18 protein-coding genes and 2 pseudogenes are annotated in these 17,098 nt (G+C 60.4%); 10 read left to right on the forward strand and 10 right to left on the reverse strand.

Features of this window, described 5'->3' with window-relative positions; genetic code table 11:
* Positions 1 to 2: 2 nt before the first annotated feature.
* From LVY75_07255 to LVY75_07275, 5 genes are read left to right on the forward strand one after another with little or no spacing between them, the layout of a single operon-like run.
* Positions 3 to 1,079: a Gfo/Idh/MocA family oxidoreductase gene (locus tag LVY75_07255; protein XAZ19932.1), complete on the forward strand. Its 1,077-nt coding sequence runs from the start codon at positions 3 to 5 to the stop codon at positions 1,077 to 1,079.
* The gene (locus LVY75_07260; protein ID XAZ19933.1) at positions 1,079 to 1,900 is read left to right on the forward strand and encodes a sugar phosphate isomerase/epimerase; all 822 of its coding nucleotides are present in this window, start codon (positions 1,079 to 1,081) and stop codon (positions 1,898 to 1,900) included. Before LVY75_07255 ends, LVY75_07260 begins: the two co-directional genes overlap by 1 nt.
* Positions 1,897 to 2,730 carry an alpha/beta hydrolase gene (locus LVY75_07265; GenBank protein ID XAZ19934.1) on the forward strand — a complete coding sequence of 278 codons (834 nt, stop codon included), beginning with the start codon at positions 1,897 to 1,899 and terminating at the stop codon, positions 2,728 to 2,730. Before LVY75_07260 ends, LVY75_07265 begins: the two co-directional genes overlap by 4 nt.
* Positions 2,727 to 3,446, forward strand: coding sequence for a ribulose-phosphate 3-epimerase (locus LVY75_07270; GenBank protein ID XAZ19935.1), 720 nt, complete (start codon positions 2,727 to 2,729; stop codon positions 3,444 to 3,446). The genes LVY75_07265 and LVY75_07270 overlap by 4 nt, the downstream gene beginning before the upstream one ends.
* Positions 3,446 to 4,390 (forward strand): ROK family protein, encoded by a 945-nt coding sequence (locus LVY75_07275; GenBank protein ID XAZ19936.1) that lies wholly within the window; start codon positions 3,446 to 3,448, stop codon positions 4,388 to 4,390. The genes LVY75_07270 and LVY75_07275 overlap by 1 nt, the downstream gene beginning before the upstream one ends.
* Positions 4,391 to 4,428: 38 nt before the next feature.
* Here LVY75_07275 and LVY75_07280 read toward each other — a convergent pair.
* From LVY75_07280 to LVY75_07315, 8 genes and pseudogenes are all read right to left on the reverse strand, one after another.
* Positions 4,429 to 5,129, reverse strand: a pseudogene (locus LVY75_07280) (IS5 family transposase).
* Positions 5,130 to 5,207: 78 nt separating this feature from the next.
* On the reverse strand, positions 5,208 to 6,650 hold the full coding sequence (locus tag LVY75_07285) for an amidohydrolase family protein (protein ID XAZ19937.1): 1,443 nt from the start codon (positions 6,648 to 6,650) through the stop codon (positions 5,208 to 5,210).
* Between the two features lie 73 nt (positions 6,651 to 6,723).
* On the reverse strand, positions 6,724 to 7,107 hold the full coding sequence (locus LVY75_07290; GenBank protein ID XAZ19938.1) for a hypothetical protein: 384 nt from the start codon (positions 7,105 to 7,107) through the stop codon (positions 6,724 to 6,726).
* On the reverse strand, positions 7,104 to 7,964 hold the full coding sequence (locus LVY75_07295) for an extradiol ring-cleavage dioxygenase (GenBank protein ID XAZ19939.1): 861 nt from the start codon (positions 7,962 to 7,964) through the stop codon (positions 7,104 to 7,106). Before LVY75_07295 ends, LVY75_07290 begins: the two co-directional genes overlap by 4 nt.
* Before the next feature lie 37 nt (positions 7,965 to 8,001).
* A complete protein-coding gene (locus tag LVY75_07300; protein ID XAZ19940.1) occupies positions 8,002 to 9,192 on the reverse strand; it encodes a CoA transferase in 1,191 nt (396 codons plus the stop codon).
* 9 nt (positions 9,193 to 9,201) lie between these two features.
* Positions 9,202 to 10,014 (reverse strand): citryl-CoA lyase, encoded by an 813-nt coding sequence (locus LVY75_07305; GenBank protein ID XAZ19941.1) that lies wholly within the window; start codon positions 10,012 to 10,014, stop codon positions 9,202 to 9,204.
* A gap of 27 nt (positions 10,015 to 10,041) precedes the next feature.
* Positions 10,042 to 10,617 (reverse strand): NAD(P)H-dependent oxidoreductase, encoded by a 576-nt coding sequence (locus LVY75_07310; GenBank protein ID XAZ19942.1) that lies wholly within the window; start codon positions 10,615 to 10,617, stop codon positions 10,042 to 10,044.
* Between the two features lie 120 nt (positions 10,618 to 10,737).
* Positions 10,738 to 11,553 carry a helix-turn-helix domain-containing protein gene (locus tag LVY75_07315; protein ID XAZ19943.1) on the reverse strand — a complete coding sequence of 272 codons (816 nt, stop codon included), beginning with the start codon at positions 11,551 to 11,553 and terminating at the stop codon, positions 10,738 to 10,740.
* A 119-nt stretch (positions 11,554 to 11,672) separates the two neighbouring features.
* Between LVY75_07315 and LVY75_07320 the strand changes: the two genes are divergently transcribed.
* Genes LVY75_07320 through LVY75_07340 form a run of 5 tightly spaced genes read left to right on the forward strand, consistent with a single transcriptional unit; the run spans position 11,673 to position 16,253 of the window.
* The gene (locus LVY75_07320) at positions 11,673 to 12,941 is read left to right on the forward strand and encodes an amino acid ABC transporter substrate-binding protein (protein ID XAZ19944.1); all 1,269 of its coding nucleotides are present in this window, start codon (positions 11,673 to 11,675) and stop codon (positions 12,939 to 12,941) included.
* Between the two features lie 46 nt (positions 12,942 to 12,987).
* The gene (locus LVY75_07325; protein ID XAZ19945.1) at positions 12,988 to 13,869 is read left to right on the forward strand and encodes a branched-chain amino acid ABC transporter permease; all 882 of its coding nucleotides are present in this window, start codon (positions 12,988 to 12,990) and stop codon (positions 13,867 to 13,869) included.
* Positions 13,866 to 14,816 (forward strand): branched-chain amino acid ABC transporter permease, encoded by a 951-nt coding sequence (locus tag LVY75_07330; protein XAZ19946.1) that lies wholly within the window; start codon positions 13,866 to 13,868, stop codon positions 14,814 to 14,816. Before LVY75_07325 ends, LVY75_07330 begins: the two co-directional genes overlap by 4 nt.
* Complete coding sequence (locus LVY75_07335) at positions 14,813 to 15,526, forward strand: ABC transporter ATP-binding protein (GenBank protein ID XAZ19947.1); 714 nt, start codon at positions 14,813 to 14,815, stop codon at positions 15,524 to 15,526. The genes LVY75_07330 and LVY75_07335 overlap by 4 nt, the downstream gene beginning before the upstream one ends.
* A complete protein-coding gene (locus tag LVY75_07340; protein XAZ19948.1) occupies positions 15,519 to 16,253 on the forward strand; it encodes an ABC transporter ATP-binding protein in 735 nt (244 codons plus the stop codon). Before LVY75_07335 ends, LVY75_07340 begins: the two co-directional genes overlap by 8 nt.
* Positions 16,254 to 16,343: 90 nt before the next feature.
* Here LVY75_07340 and LVY75_07345 read toward each other — a convergent pair whose 3' ends face one another.
* Positions 16,344 to 16,577, reverse strand: a complete 234-nt coding sequence (locus tag LVY75_07345; GenBank protein XAZ19949.1) for a BrnA antitoxin family protein — start codon at positions 16,575 to 16,577, stop codon at positions 16,344 to 16,346.
* Positions 16,578 to 16,975: 398 nt separating this feature from the next.
* Positions 16,976 to 17,083: pseudogene (locus LVY75_07350) on the reverse strand (helix-turn-helix domain-containing protein).
* Positions 17,084 to 17,098: the final 15 nt, after the last annotated feature.

Consider the following 17,098-nt stretch of genomic DNA (forward strand, 5'->3'; position numbering starts at 1 on the left):
TCATGATCCGTAAGGAAGACCGTCGGCTGCGTGTGGGCGTGCTCGGCTGCGGCCCGATCGCGCAGTTCGCCCATCTCGAATCCTGCATGAAGGCTGGGAATGCCGACCTCTACGCCATCTGCGACGCAGCACCCGACCTGCTCGCGCGCATGGGCGCGACATACGAACCACAGAAGATGTACGCCGATTATGACGCGATGCTTGCCGATCCCGAGCTCGAAGCCGTCATCATCGCGACGTCGGACGCCTATCACGTGCCGATGTCGGTCAAGGCGCTCGATGCTGGAAAGCATGTGCTCTGCGAGAAACCGACCGGCGTGACGATCGAGGAGGGCCGCGCGCTCGCCGACGCCGTCAAGCGCTCCGGCAAAGTGCTGCAGGTCGGCCACATGAAGCGTTTCGACCCGGCGCTGGAGGCTGCCCGGGATTTCGTCCGTGACGACATCGGCGAGATCTTCGCGCTGAAAGCCTGGTACTGCGACTCCACCCACCGCTACACCAATACCGACGCGGTCCAGCCTTTGCCGATCACCAGCAAATTCGCCAGGAAACCCTCCGGAAATCCCAAGGCTGACCTGCGCCAGTATTTCATGCTGGCGCATGGCTCGCATCTCGTCGATACCGCCCGTTTCCTGTGTGGCGAGATCGTCGCGGTGCGAGCCCGCCTTCTTGAGCGTGCCGGCGCCTATTGCTGGTTCGTGGAAACCGAGTTCGCCAATGGCGCACTCGGTCATCTCGATCTGACGGTCGCGGTCCGCATGGACTGGCATGAGGGCTTCCAGCTCTATGGCGAAAACGGTTCGGTGATCGCCAAGACCTTCAATCCCTGGTACTTCAGGGCGAGCGAGGTCGAGATCTTCCACGAAAAGGACGCGACCACGCGCAAGCCACTAGGCGCCGACGGGCACTTCTTCCGCCGGCAACTGGAAGGGCTTGCCGATACCGTGCTGAACGGCGCGCCCATGCGCGGCGCCGATATAGAGGACGGCATCGCCTCCATCCGTGCCATGGTCGCCATCGCCCGCTCGGTCGAAACGGGCGAACGCGTCGAACTCGCAACCGTCACGGGATCGGTCTGATGCAGCTTGGCATCTTTGCAAAGACCTTCCCCGGCACCGATCCTCGGCAGGTGCTCTCGGCCGTGCGTGACTGCGGATTTGCGACGACTCAGTTCAATCTCGCCTGCGTCGGTCTGCCGTCGATGCCGGATGCAGTGGCGCCGGAAACGATTACCGCGATCCGGACGGCATCTGAAGAGACCGGTATTTCACTCGCGGCACTTTCAGGCACCTATAACATGGCCCACCCGGACAAATCCGTGCGGGAAAAGGGGCTCAAACAGCTTGGGGTGGTGATCGAAACGGCAGCGGCCTTGCAGATTCCGCTTGTGACGCTTTGCACAGGCAGCCGCAATGCCCAGGATCAATGGATGCATCATCTGGACAATGCGCTTCCGTCTGCCTGGGCCGATATGGCTGCCGAAATGGAAAAAGCGCTGGAACTAGCCGAGCGGCACGACATCGATCTCGGCATCGAGCCGGAACAGGCAAACATCGTCACGTCCGCCGCTGATGCGGTACGACTGATCGGAGAGATGGGGTCGAGGCGCCTGCGCATCGTGCTCGATCCGGCAAACCTCTTCGAGCAGGCGACACCGGCCGAAGTGTCCGACATCGTCGACAGGGCAATCGATATCTCGGCCGGGTACGTGGCGATGGCCCATGCGAAGGATCGTTATGCCGATGGCCGCTTCGCGACAGCAGGTCAAGGTATCGTCGATTTCCCTGCCTTCATCGACGGCCTGTGCGTGACCGGTTTCGATGGTGCGCTCGTCACGCATGGTCTTACGGCAGAGGAAGCACCCGCCGTCGCCAGATTTCTTTCGGATCTGATCCGATGAAGACGCACATCGCCTTCAGACGAGACGATGCCGACCTTTCAGATTACGACTGCGGAACAGGCAAAGCCTTGCTTTTTCAACACGGGCTCGGAGGCAATGAGGTGCAGGTCGCACAGGTTCTCCCCGAAGGGCTCGACTGGCGGCGGATCACGACTGAGTGCCGCGGGCATGGGAGCTCGACGCTCGGCACGCCACGCCCCTTCTCGATTGCGATGTTTGCAGCCGACGTCATCGCCGCAGCAGATGAAAAGGGAGTAGACCGGTTCATCGCCGGCGGCATCTCCATGGGCGCAGCGATCGCACTGCATCTCGCAAAAACGCACCCCGAGCGCGTCATGGGCCTCATCCTGGTGCGCCCGGCCTGGTCGTTTGCCCGCGCCCCGGACAATCTCACGCCGATCCGCGAGATCGCTGCCTTGCTTCGATCTCATCCACCTGCCGAAGGCCAGGCGCTTTTTGCCAGGTCGGCGACAGCGGAACGTCTGCGGGTGGAAGCGCCGGACAATCTCGCTTCCCTGCTCGGTTATTTCGAGCGCCCGGATGCGCCTGATTTCGCCGACGTGCTTCATGACATCGCCTCGGATGGGACCGGCGTTTCGCGAGCAGACGCGGCAAGGCTCGCTGTTCCCGCTCTCATCCTCGGCAACCGGCAGGATGCCATTCACCCTCTCGCCGTCGCACAAGTGATGGCTGACGCGCTTCCAAATGCGCATTTCCTCGAAGTGCCGGCAAAGGCAGCGGATGCGGAATCTCATTTCGCCGCGGTCCGGACGGTGATCCGGCAATTCCTCACGACAGAATTCAAACATCGGAGCGTCGCTCAGCCATGACATCGAAATCTCTCTCGGGCGGCACCATCGCCACATTGCCGCGGCATAGGCTGCTCGGCGAGTTTTCACTCTGGTCCGCAGATCTTGCCAATATGGAACGCGACCTTCACCGCATCGAACCCTATGTCGATCTCCACCATATCGACGTTGCCGACGCGCGCTTCACACCCGGCTTCCTGTTCTTTCCCGATTTCGTCGCCCGCATCGCCAAGCTGACGGCAAAACCGATCCATGTGCATCTGATGGTCGAGGCCGAGATTGTGGAGGAGCAGACACGCCAGTTCATCGAAGCGGGCGCCGATCTCGTCAGCGTTCATGCCGAGAACGGTGAAGCAGGCTTGCGCGCAGTAGCACTCGCAAAAGAGCTTGGAGCCGAAGCCGGCGTCGTTCTGCGGCTGGAAACTCCGGTCAGCGAGGCAGAACCGTTCCTTACCGAGGTCGCTTTCTTCACGCTGCTCGGAACCTCGATCGGCGTCAAGGGACAAAGCCTTTCGGATAAGGCCTGTGACCGGCTGCGCGAAGCCCGGTCGTTGATGAAGCGTGCCGGACGTGAAAAGGAGATCGTTCTTGCCGCGGATGGCGGCATCCGCGAACAGACCGTTCCAATGTTGCGGGCAGCAGGTGCGGAGACGGTCGTGCTCGGATCACTGGCGTTCGGCGATAAGGATCTGCCAGGGCGTATCGCCTGGCTGCACGCTTTGGAGACTCAGCCCTGATGAGCAAGATTGCGCTTGCATTCGATCTGGGTGGAACGGAGTTGCGCGCCGCATTGGTTGACGACGGCGGCAAATTGCTGGCGTTCGCGTCCGTGCCGACGCGCGCGAGGGATGGCCCGAATGCAGTCATCGAGCAGATCGCGATGCTTGCCGAGAAAACCTGTTCGGAAATTCCCGACGCCAGGCCGCTCGGTGTCGGCATCGGAGCACCTGGTCCGCTCGATCCGGTCTTAGGCATTCTCACCGCGCCGCCGACCCTCTCGGGCTGGCGTGAGGTACCCCTTGCGCGTCTTCTTCAGGACCGCTTGAAACTTCCTGTGCGACTGGAGAACGATGCGAACGCCGCCGCTCTCGGCGAATGGCGTTTCGGTGCCGGCCGCGGCGCAGCCTCGCTGGTGTTCGTCACCGTGTCCACCGGTATCGGCGGTGGGGTGATCTCCGATGGCCGGATCATGCATGGGCGCCGCGGGCTCGCAGGCGAAATCGGCCACATGACTATCACGAGCGAAGGCGAACGATGCCTCTGCGGAGCGGTGGGCTGCTTCGAGGCGGTGGCGTCGGGTACTGCCCTCGGCCGGCGTGCGACGGCTCTGACAAAACCCGGCGACGGCTCGGCGCTGCGAACACTGTCCGATGATGGCGAAGTGACAGGCCGACACGTTGTGGAGGCGGCACGCGCGGGTGACGAAGCAGCCCTTGCACTGATCGAGAGGGAAGCCCGCTGGCTGGGCATCGGCTTTACCAACCTGCTGCATCTCTACTCGCCCGACATGATCGTCATGGGCGGCGGAATATCTCACGGCCATGATCTGCTACGCGACAGAATCGAGGCCACCATGCGGGAGCGCGCAATGCCTGCCTATCGCGACGTGCCGGTCGTGCCGGCACAACTCGCAAGGCATGCCGGACTGATCGGCGCCGCAAGCTTGATTTTTCTCAGCTGAGGGAGGTTGGAAATCTCTAGGCCGTGGTGACAACTTAACTATTTGAGCCAAAGCATGATGCTTGCCAGCTTGATGAAGCCGAGGAAATTGGCTGCGAGTTTGTCATGGCGTGTGGCGAGGCGTCGCCATTGTTTGAGCTTGGCGAAGAAACTCTCGATGCCCCAGCGCTGCTTGTAGGCCTGATCGAGGATGATGTCATGTAGGCTGTCGGCATCATAGGCGCGGTCGGCGAGCACCTGTTTGTGCTGGCAGTCCCCGAACGAGGTCGCAAGCCGGAGCCATGTGGTTCTGCTGTCCTGGGCCGAGATGGAAACGAACCGGCAGCCCGAGGGCATCCACTACAGCATGGATTTTGCTGCCAAATCCGCCACGGGAGCTGCCGAGAGCCTGGGCTTGCGGTCCCCCTTTTGCGGCGTCCGCCAGCCGCTTGCGCCTGCGCTCGGATCACGGTGGCATCGATGGACAGCCATTCCATATCCGGATCGGCAGCCACCGCTTCGAATATCCAGTCGAAGACGCCTTGATCGATCCAGCGGTAGTAACGTCGTTTGACCGTTTGATACGGGCCGAGGCGATCTTCGGGCAGGTCGCGCCAACGCGCACCGGAGCGGGCCAGCCACAAGATCGCATCGAAGAACCGCCGTCCGTCGCTGCGTGGACCCCGCCTGTCTTTGCGACCGCCAAGCACGAACGGCTTCAACCGCTCCCACTGATCATCCCGGACAACTTCACCTTCCATCGCTGACCTCCAAAAGTCAGCGTTGAATCTGATTTGCTCCTCAAACGGCATCCCAAATCATTAATTTGTCACCACAGCCTAGAACAGTGCCGCTGCGATCTCGGCCTTGTCGAGCAGATGGTCGCGGCTCGACTCCAGCCTCGCCCGGAGTGCCGCAATATCATGACCGAGAAGCTTGCCCTGCCATTTACGGACCCTGCCTGCACATAGGACGGTCGAGACATTCGAGCGCTCCATCAGGGTCACCACGGCGCCAGGGACGTTGTTCAGCGGAGCAACGTTGATGGCGGTGGCGTCAAGAAGGATGATGTCAGCTTCTTTACCGGGCGTCAGGGTACCCGTCTTATGGTCGAGCTTCAGTCCGCGCGCGCCTTCGATTGTCGCGAAGCGGATGACATCCATGGCCGACAGAAGCTTCGGATAATCTTCACCACGAAGAGCCTGATCATTTGCCAGCATACGCTGCAAAGTAATTGCCGAGCGCATCTGCGTGAACATGTCGGCAGTCATGGTGCATTCGACATCGGTCGACAGCGACGGCTGAAGGCCGAGATCGAGTGCCTGCTGCAGCGGCGGATTGCCATGGCGCATCTGCATCTCAATCGGCACCGACAGTGAAATATGTGAACCGGCATCGGCTGCACGCTTCCACGCCATGTCGCTCATGCCGGTCATATGAATGAAGATATTGTCGGGCCCGAACCGGCCAGCTTCAGCCAATTGATCGAAGACCGGCCGCATGCCGAAAGTCCCGACGACATGCAGTGCAATCGGAATGCCGAGTTCACGCCCAAGCGTCCAGGCATCCTCGTAGAAAGGCAGGTAAATCTCGCCGCCCATGACCATCGTCAGTAACTGGTCGTCACTCGAAAAATGTTCGGCTTTGATGCGGCGCGCATCCCCTGGGTATTTTGATGCATCCCCCCAGCCTTCGAAATAGCCGAAGACGGCACGCCGCCCTGCGTCGCGCAGTGCCGCGATGGCGGCATCCGAATGGTCAGGCGAATGATGGATCTGGCTGACATCCATTACAGTCGTCACGCCGGCATCGATCTGCGACAGGCCACCGAACAATTCGGAAATATAGACATCTTCGGGCCGGTAGAGGACGGAGAACTTTTGCAGGATCCATTCATAGTAATTTGCCGCACTCTCCGGCCGCCCGTCATTGATCAGGATCGCGTCGGCAAGCAGGCTTCGAAGCGCGGTCTCGAATTGATGGTGGTGGGTATCGATAAAACCCGGCATGACCACCATGCCCGACGCATCGATGACAGCGGCTTCAGGCGCGTCGATCGCCTCGGCGATCTCGACGATCCGCGAACCACGGACCAAGACATCGCCTTTTCTAAAATTGCCGATCGCTGCATCCATCGAAAGGACCGCGCCCCCGCGAATGAGCGTCAAGCGATCGGCCTCGCCGATGCCGGCGGGCATGTCTGCCGATACGGCGCTTGCCCTGTTTGCGCCGCTCCCGAGTTCGGCCGGCGCGTGCGTCCGGTTACCACAGAACTTGCACATGGTTTTCCTCCACAATCCGATCCAGATAGCTTCCTTCGCCCAGGGCGCCGAAAGGTCGTTCAAAACGAAGTCTTCAGCGTGCAGCAGCCTGCCATAGCGCGACGGACGGATAATCCTTGCCTGTCCAGTGCTGCAACTTCTCAGCGAATTCCCGCTGGAAAGACAGCGGACCGTTCTTTGTCATGTAGTCCTCGTCGTAGATGGCAATGAAGATCGTCAACGACAGGAAGAAATGCGCACCCATTTCGAAGAGCGTGACATAGTCGTGCTTGATCAGCGCTTCGCGCTCGGCATCCGTCAGGAAATTGACGGTGGAGATTTCCGCATCGTTGAGCTTCGGGCCGATCGACTGCTCCCAGCTGGCGACCAGCGAGCGCGGATCGTCCTTATATCGGCGCAGCAGGTCGGGATCGCGATCGACGGTGAAGAGGAACTTGTTCACATAATACTTGCTCATGCTGCAGCTCCCTCGGGATACCAGGTGAAATAGGCCTCCATGGTGTGGAAGAGATCGAGATTGTCGTGATAGGCGGTCGGGATCGGCCCGGCGATGCCCATCATCAGGATCAGGTCCATGAAGCCATGGGTGGCGTTGCCGCTTCTCGTCATGCTGTCATGCGTGACGTTTTCGAGGATCGCTTCGATGTTGCCGGTCGACAGCCATTCGATCGCCTTGCGGTCGAACTCCGGGTCGGGACCAGTTTCCTTGAACTGGCGCGGACCGCCAAGCTCCAGCGAAAGATGCCCGCTGCCGACGGCGGCGATACGCTGATCTGAGGGATACTCGTCTATGATCTCTCGAATGGCGCGGCCAAGATCCCAGAAGCGTTTCGGCGAGGGCAGCGGCGGCACGAAGATATTGGTGTAGATCGGTACGACCGGCAGGTCGGCATCCGGCCGGGTGGTGATGATCGGGCAGATGATCGAATGATCGAGCTTCAGCTCATGGCTGAAGGCGAAGTCGAAGCCGCGGTCCATCAGACGCTGGTGCATGAAGTTCGACAGTTCCTCATGGCCCTCAAGCACATATTTCGGAATGCCGAATTCACGCTCCTCATTGTAGAACGTGGCGTCGTAGCGCGGTGCCTTTCCGATCAGGAAGGTCGGGTAGTTGTCGAGGAAGAACTGGTGGAAATGGTCGGCGCCAACCATGACCAGGATATCGGGCTTCGCACGAGTGAGCGTCTCGCGATAGGCCTCGATCTTGCGCTTCCATTCCGGCGCCTGCGGCATCTGCTGCTCGGGCGGTGCCGTCGTCGCTTTCAGGTAAAAGGGATGGTGGGTGGTCGCAAGGACCGCTGCCAGGGTTGCCATGTCTCTCCTCCGAATATCGCTTGTCCATTAAGCCGTTTTATTGCGCCGCTGCCACCGGTTCCGTTTCGCGGTTCAGTTCCGGCCAGGCACCGGGATTGCCTTTGAGCGCCGCGCGGATTTCCTCGCTGTGCTGGTCGACGACGGGCGCGGCCCGCACGGTCGTGGCGTGCTTGCCGTCGAAGGAAAAAGCCGGCCGCACTGTCCGCTCGGCACCTTCGATGCGTCCTGCGACCGGAACGAACATGTTGAGATGCTGGGCCTGCGGATCGCCGATAACGTCGGGGATTGAGTTGATCGGCGCAAAGGGCACGTCGAAGCCGGAGAAACGCTCCACCCATTCGGCCCGCGTCCTCGTTGCGAAGATCGCATTCAGCTCGGCATTCAGCGCTTCATAATTGTCGATGCGTTTCAGGCGTTGCGAAAAGCGTTCGTCTTTGGCCAGTTCCTGCCCGCCGATCGCCTCCACCAGCGCATCCCAGAACTTGTCGAGCGAAGAGAGATGGAAGGCGAAGAGCTTTCCGTCCTTGCAACGGACGATATAGGCCTGCGCGAGCCGCGGACGGTCGACGCCGCTCGGTTCTTCGCCGAGCGCGAAATAGCCCATGTAGGGTTCGACGGCAAAATGCATCATTGCCTCGATCATCGAAATGTCGATGCGCTTGCCCTTGCCGGTTCGACCGCGCTCGACGAGGGCTGCGGAGATGCCGAGCGAGGCATAGATGCCGGTGATGGCGTCGGCGAGCGCCGGCCCTATGAAGCGCGGCTGCTCGGGATCGATGGAGACACTCAGGAACCCGCTAACGGCCTGGGCGACGGAATCATAGACCGGCCGCTGCGCGTATGGACCGTCGGGCCCGAAGCCGCTGATCGAGCAATAGATGAGTTTCGGATTGATCTTCGACAGCGTCTCGTAATCCGCGCCGATACGGGCGGCAGCGCCTGGGCGGAAGTTCTGGATATAGACATCCGCCTGGGCGATCAGCTGATAGAAGACTTCGCGATCCGCGTCGCTTTTCAGATCCAGCCCAATCGCACGCTTGTTACGGTTATAGGCCTGGAAATGCGCGCTGTAGAAGCCGGTCTTGAAGCTGCGATAGGGGTCGCCGTTACCTGCGGATTCAATTTTGATCACGTCAGCGCCGAGATCGGCGAGCATCATGCCTGCGCAGGGCCCGGTGATGAACGTGCCCTGTTCGACGACACGGATTTGGTTCAAAGCAGTCAGCATTTCCGGATCCTAATTCTCGTTCGCAACGAAACCCTCGGGCGCGGGACCGTCATAGTCGATGGCGCCGGCGGCAGCGTGGGACATGATGAAGCCAATCGGACGGGTCTGCTCTTCGAGCAGATGCCCGATAAGCCCGGCTGTTCGGGCGAGAAGCGGCACGCCCTTCAGCGCAAGAAGTGGATAACCGGCATCGAGCAGCACGCATGGGATGGCGCTCGATACGTTCATCACCAACGACTTACCGATGATATCGGGAATGAGTTTCTCGACCGTCTTGGCGATCTCGCAATGTATGCCGGCGAGGCCGAGATCCCGGGCGATCTCAAGCAGCCGCTCGGCGCGGGGATCATGCCCCTTGTGCAGCGGATGGCCGTAGCCGGGCACCGGCTTCTTGTCTTCCCTGTAGCGCCGCAGCAGCTTTTCGGCCGCAGCCTCGGTGGAACTACCGGTTGCTTCCCTTTCCTGGCGCACGTCGCGAAAGAAGGCACCGGCCGATTCAGAAGCACCCAGGATCACCGAACCGCAGCCGAGAAGACCGGCGGCGACCGCTCCCTGAACGGCTTCCGGAGAGGCGGCGAGCGTCATTCGGGCCGCCTGCACGCTCGGGACGAGACCATGTTCGGCGATTGCCACGAGCGTGGCATCCAGCATGCGGCGCTGCCTTTCGTCCGGCAGCGAACCGGCGACGAGCAGCCAGGTATAGTCGGTGAAGGAAATGGAGCCGACGAGGTCTTCCACGAGGTCGTGGCCCCGGACAATGATCGTCTCCGGGTTCGAGGTGCAGATCGCCTGATAGGGCTGTGATTGCTTTCCGATTTTCATGCTGAAGTCCTTGGGTTGGTTCCCGTGTCAGGCGGCAGCGCTCTTCGCCGAAACGAAGCGGCTGACCCAGAGATCGAACTGATCCATGTAGAGCTGCAGGAAACGGCGGGTTTCCTCGTTCGTCACCTCGCCCTCAGGCGTGATGAGATCAGGGTAGAGATGAATGAAGGCCTCGGGCTGTCCCATGACGGCAACGTCGAGACAACCTAGAATGGCGCGCAGGTGCTGCTGGGCGGCGGCGGTTCCGATGCGTCCGTAAGAAGCGCCGGCGATTGCGCCCGGCTTGCCCGTCCAGACACTGGAATCCCGGGGCCGTGAGGCCCAGTCGAGGGCATTTTTCAGCATGGCCGAAATGGAGCGATTATGCTCGGGCGTCACGAAAAGCAGCGCATCGGCGCGCTTGATCTGGCTCTTCAGCCGCTCGACCTGCGAGGGTGTGCCGGCATCCAGAACCTCCTGGTCGAAGATCGGCAAGTCGCGGATCGTTACCCAATCGAACTCGACGTCGGGCTCGGCAAGCCTTGTCATCGCAAGGGCGAGCAGTCGGTTGAGGGAGGCAGCCCGTGCACTGCCGACAATAAGGGCGACTTTCAATCGCGTCATAAGCTCCTCCCGAAGCCCTATATTCGTCTAGCGAATTTATATTCGTATAATGAATTTCGAAAAAGGCAGGTGTCAAGCCCCGGCGTCGAGCCCTGTCAAAAAATACGGCTGGAGATTTGTTTAGCGCCCGGGTGCGGCGGTCGGCGCCAGCGAGTGCAGGAGCGCCGGGAAGCGGGTAAAAAGTTGCGAGAGCCGGTTGGCGGCCAGCCGCATTTCCGGCAGCCGTTGAGCGATCAATTCATCCGGTGTGAGCCGCGGCGTATAGCCAGAACTGTTGATGGAACAGACGATACGGCCGGTACTGTCCTTCACCGGCACCGCGATTGCCGTGATGCCGTAGTCGAGTTGGTCGACGGTGATCGAATAGCCTTTGTTGCGGGTCTCGACGAGAATATCGCGCAGTTCCGCTTCGTCGGTAATCGTATAGTCGGTGAGTTTGATCGGATTGTAAGCCTGAAAATAGCGCTCGATCTCGTCGTCCGGCAATGCTGCGAGCAAGACACGGCCCATCGACGTTGCATAGGCAGGGTAGGTGACACCGAGGCTTGCATTGCGACGTACGCCACGGCTTTCAGACAGATGGGCGATATAGAGAACATTCGTACCATCGAGGACTGCCATGTTGGCCGCATCGCCGAACTGCGTTGTGATGCGATGAAGTTCGGGGGTAACCGCCTCCTCGACATTGAAGGCGTTCAAATAAGCGGAGCCGAGCGTCAGAATACGCGGGGCCAGCAGGAAATGTTTGTTGTGGCGACGAATGAAACCGAGCGCCTCCAATGTCAGCACATTGCGGCGGACGGTGGCAATCGACATGCCGACCTTGCGCGACAGTTCCGCCAGCGTCATTTCCGGATCATGCCGATCGAAAGCTTCCAGAACGGACAGGCCCCTAGCCAGCGCCTCGACAAATTCGGGCGAATTGCTGTCGATCATCGGAATCCTCCTGCAGTTCCTATTTTCGTTCGCACACGGGATTGACAAGCGCAAGAGCTGCCGCCTATCGTTATGCGAATATTTATTCGTCTAGCGAATTTTCTTGGGAGGGAAAAACGATGAAGACAAGGCGTGAGTTTCATAAGCTCGTGGCCGCAACCGCAGCCGGGCTTGCGGCACCTGCCATTCTCGGAGGCAGAGCTTTCGCACAGGACAAGCCGATCCGCATCGGCGCCAGCGTTTCGCTGACGGGCCCGCTCGCCAGCACGAAGAACGGGCTGATCGGTTACGAGCTCTGGCGTGATGACGTCAATGCCGCCGGCGGTCTTCTCGGCCGCAAGGTCGAGCTCGTCACCTATGACGACCAGAGCAGCGCGGCCAATGTTCCGGCCATTTATTCCAAGCTCGTCGACGTCGATGCCTGTGACGTGCTTTTCTCGCCCTATGGAGCCAATCTCTCGGCGCCGGTTATGCCCTTCATCAAGCAGCGCGATCTCTTCATGATCGGTATGTTCGGGCTCGCCGGCAACGATGTCGCCCGCCACGACAAGTTCTTCCACAGCGGCCCCTGGGGACCGAATTCCGGCCGAGACTGGGCGCGCGGCTTCTTCGATCTCGCCAAGGGGCAGGGTGTAACGAAGATCGCCATCATCAATGCCGACCTGGAATTCTCAAAGAATGCCGCCAAGGGCGGCGCGGAAGTCGCCAAGGAATACGGCATCGATGTCGTCTTCAACCAGAGCTACCCGCCGAACACGACCGATTTCTCCTCGATCATCCGCAACATCAATGCCGCCGATCCGGAAGCGATCTTCATCGCCTCCTACCCGGCCGACAGCACGGCAATCATTCGCGGCGTCAAGGAAATTGGCATTTCCGACAAGGTGAAACTCTTTGGCGGCGCGATGATCGGTCCGCAATATGGCGCGCTCCTGAGTTCGCTCGGGCCGGAGCTCAACGGTATCGTCAACTCCCATACGTTTGTTCCTGAACCGACGATGCAGACCTCGGCGATCAAGAGCTTCTTCGACCGTTACACACCGATCGCCGTCAAGCAGAGCGTTGATCCTCTCGGCTTCTATATCCCACCCTTCTACTATGTCGCGGGTCAGCTCGCCGAAGCGGCGATCAAGGGCTCGAACTCGGTCGATCCGGCAAAGATGGCTGAATATCTACATGCCAACGAAGTCGACACGATTGCCGGCAAGATCGGCTTCAACGAGATCGGCGACTGGAAGGAGCGGCGGGTGCTGATGGTGCAGCTACGCGGCATCAAGGGCAACGACCTGGAACAGTTCCGCAATCCCGGCCACCAGGTCATTCTCGATCCGCCTTCGCTGAAGACCGGCGATCTTGCCGGCCCCTACAATGCGGCGCGCGCCGGCTGATTTGTCAACCGATCCAGAGCCGGCTTAGGGCCGGCTCAAGGGCTCCATGATGTTTTCGATCGATATTCTGCTGAACGCCATCGTGACGGGCATTCTGCTGGGAAGCGTCTATGCAGCGCTTGCCCTCGGGCTCGGGATCACCTTCGGCATCCTTCACATCCCCAATATCGCTCATCCGACCCTGGTCGTGGCGGGCGCCTTTTTCGTCTATACCCTGTGCCAATGGGGGCTTGATCCAATCGTCGCAGCGCTGATCGGCCTGGTGCCGTTCTATCTTCTCGGCGTAGTGCTCTACATCTTCTATTCCCGTGTCTTCGAACGGCGGGGCAGCGCCAATGTGCTACAGAGCCTGACATTGTTCTTTGGTCTGTCACTGGTGATCGAGATCCTGCTTTCGCTCGGCTTCGGCTCGGAGCTGAAATCGGTCAGTGCCTCCTATATCGGCTCCAGCCTGAAGCTCGGCCTTCTCACCATTCCATACCGGCTGCTGATCCCTGCACTTCTTGGCCCACTGATGATCGCGGCTCTCTCGCTCTATCTCGCTCGCACCAGTTCCGGGACCGCGATCCGAGCGGTCGCGCACGAAGAGCGAGCATTGTCAATCGCCGGCATCAATCCGGCCGCCGTCAAGCGGCATGCGTTCGGCATTGCGACGGCGACAGCCGTGATTGCCGGGGCGGCGCTTATCATGGTCGGGCCGATCGAACCCTTTGCCGGCCGCTACCAGATCGGCCGCGTCTTTGCGATCATCGTCCTCGCCGGCATGGGCTCGATCCCAGGCAGTCTGGTGATCGCGATCATTATCGGCATCGCCGAAGCACTTGTTGCTTCCTATCTCAATCCGTCCTGGGCTCCGGGCGTGGCATTCGCCATCCTTTTGCTCGGCCTTGCCGGACGCCCCCAAGGCCTGTTCGGAGGCGCACGATGAGCAAGAACTCCGTCCTCTTCCTTGCCGGAGCCTTCATAGTGCTGGCGGTCGGCTTCCTGATGCCGTGGCTTTTGAAGAACCCGTTCTATTTCTTCGTCGGTTACGTCGTGCTGCAATATGTGACGATCGCCACCGGCTGGAATATCCTTGGCGGCTACGCTGGCTACATCAACTTCGGAGCCGCCGGCTTTGTCGGCGCCGGCGTCTATCTCTCCGCTTTCCTGTTTACCACCTTCGGCCTGCCGCTCCCGGTTCTCATCGTCGCAGCAGCTGTGGTCGGCGCCATTCTCGGTGTGCTGATGGGATATCTGACGCTTCGCATCCAGGGTGTCTATTTCGCCATCGCCACACTCGGTCTCGTTGTCGTTCTGGAGACCCTCGTACACAATATCTCAGCGCTCGGAGGCGCAAGCGGTATGGCCGTCTACGGGCCGCGCCCACCGGCCTGGAGCCCTGGGCCATCGCAGTATAATTTCACCGTCATGCTGGTGATCGCGGTGGCGAGCGTCGCTCTTGCCCGCTTCGTTGAAATCTCCTGGATTGGCCGCGGTCTGCGCGCCGTGCGGGCGAGCGAAGACGCGGCGGAATGTTCCGGAGTTCCGACGCTGCGCCTCAAGCTGCTCGCCTGCGCCCTGAGCGGCGCCGTGCTGGCTGCGGCCGGCGCACCCTATCCCTTCTACACATCCTTCGTCGAGCCGGTCACTGCATTCAGTCTGATCATCGGGCTCAATGCCATCGCCATGCCGCTGATCGGCGGCACAAAGAGCTGGGCCGGACCGGTGCTTGGCGCACTGCTGCTTGCCTCCGTTCAGCAGATCGCCACCGTCACCATTTCCTCCGAGCTCAACATCCTCTTCGTCGGACTGGTGCTGATCGCTTTCGTCGCCTTCGCACCCGGCGGACTGTCCGGTGTCCTTGGCCGCAGACGGGAGCGAGCAGGGGCATGAGCGACATGGTTCTTTCCCTCAAGGGTGTCGAGAAAGTCTTCGGCGCATTCCGTGCGCTTGGTCCTGTTGACCTCGACATCACTCCCGGCGAGCGGCTCGGCATCATCGGCCCCAACGGATCCGGCAAGACGACGCTGATCAACTGCATCACCGGCGTCTATCGTCCCGACAAGGGTTCGGTGCATTTTCAGGGCCAGGATATTTCCCATGTGGAAGCCCACAAACGTGCTCGGCTCGGCATCTCCCGCAGCTTCCAGATTCCGCGGCCCTTTACCGGCATGACGGTGCTGGAGAACCTGCTGGTGCCGCTCGACTATTGCCATGTCGAAGGCAGCAAGCCCGAGCGCGCCCGCTCGGTCCTTGCAAGCGTCGGGCTCGCAAACAGGATATCCGACGCTTCTGAAAACCTGTCGCAGCTCGAATTGCGCAAGCTGGAACTCGCCCGCGCGCTCGTCGGCAATCCGAAGGTGCTGATTGCCGACGAAGCGATGGCGGGACTGTCCGAGGAGGAGATCGACGAGGTTCTGGCAATCCTCTTTGCGCTCAACGAGACAGGCGTAGCGGTCATCATGATCGAGCACATCATGCATGCGGTGATGCGCTTTTCGCAGCGGATCGTCTGTTTCGAAACCGGCCGCCTCATCGCCTCGGGTACCTCGGCCGAAATCGCCGACAATCCGCTCGTCCAGAAGGTGTATTTCGGTGAATAGACTGATCATCGACAATCTGTCCGCCGGCTACGGCGCGGTGGCCGTGTTGCGCAACGTTTCGCTGGAACTTAACGAAAGCGAGATGGTGGCTTTGCTCGGCATGAACGGCAACGGCAAGAGCACGCTGCTCAACTGCGTTCTCGGCTTCGTGCAGGCAAGCGCCGGCCGCATCCTGCTGGAATGGGATGGCAGGACGACCGACCTCACCCGACTGCGCCCACATGAAATCGTCCGCCTCGGTCTGTCAATCGTGCCGGAAGGACGACGGCTGGTGCCCAACATTTCGGTGGAAGACAATCTCAAGCTTGCGGGCAGCAATCCCCTGGTCAGTGCCCGCATGAAAGACAATCTCGCCTATTGTTTCGAGACCTTCCCGCTGCTCCTGGAACGTCGCAAACAGATTGCATCCACGATGAGCGGCGGTCAGCAGCAGTTGCTGGCAATCGCCCGTTCGCTGATGACGTCGCCGAAGATCATCATCATCGACGAGCCTTCGGTCGGTCTCGCACCGATCGTCGTGCGTGATGTGCTGAACGCCATCATGCAACTGCGCGAAAAGAGCAACATGACGATCCTGATGGCCGAGCAAAGCTTCCTGCAAGCAATCGACATATCATCGCGGGCCTACGTGCTGGCGCATGGCAGCATCCACCAGGAGTTTAAGCGATCGCAGGGAGAATTTGCTCATTCGGAGATACGCCGTGCCATGTTGGGGACGGCACATTGAGACAGCGTTTGGGGCCGCCAGTCGTAAAGCGGCCTGAAGCCGCGAAGGATCAGCTTCGCCATTGCCCAAAGTCGATTGTCCGGTCAGTGGCTAGCGTGTAGCCTCCATTGTCTTTCGAAGGGCCGCGTTGATGCGTTCCTGCCAACCCGGTCCGTCTTCCTGAAAGAATGCCAGCACATCCCCGTCGATCTTGATCGAGACGGTCTCGGTCGCGACTGGAATTGCGCGTCGCTCGACAGGTGGTGCCGTTGTCTTCTTGGCCGGTTTGAACAGGGCTTCGGCGGCATCGAGTGGATTGACCGGTCTGCGTGGGGTCGTCGCCATTGATCGTTCCTTTAGTCGGGGAGTGAAGAGGGGAGGTTAGGTGATGGTCTAGTGTCGGTGGCTTGGCTGCGCTCGGACCCGTTCGCGAACCCGTTGCATTCCATCAATTGCGGGTTTACTCCCCGAGCGGATCGAGATGTCCGGGCGGACTCTTGCTCGCGCAGAACTGTCAGGTAACGGCGCCGCATTTCTCGTGCCTCAATGGCGCCGTCGACCCAGAGTTCGACGAGGAGCGTATATTGCGGATCAGCGTCGAGCGCAAAGCCGTGTGCCTTCCATCGTGCGACGACACGCTCCGCAATCTCTTTTCTTCGGTGCATTACACCTCGCGTGACTCCTCGAAACCGAGCGCCGTTCAAATTGCCATAGCAGTGCGGCAAGTAAGCGAACAGCCGAAAATGCCGTCCGAGCTTCTCGGCAATGGTCTCGATACCTAGGCCAGCCATTCGCCAGCGGGCGATCTTGCGTCGTTCATCCAGATCGATATGCGAATGGATACGATCCATTGCGTCTTCTTTGCG

The organism is Sinorhizobium sp. B11 (assembly GCA_039725955.1).
Lineage (GTDB): Bacteria > Pseudomonadota > Alphaproteobacteria > Rhizobiales > Rhizobiaceae > Rhizobium.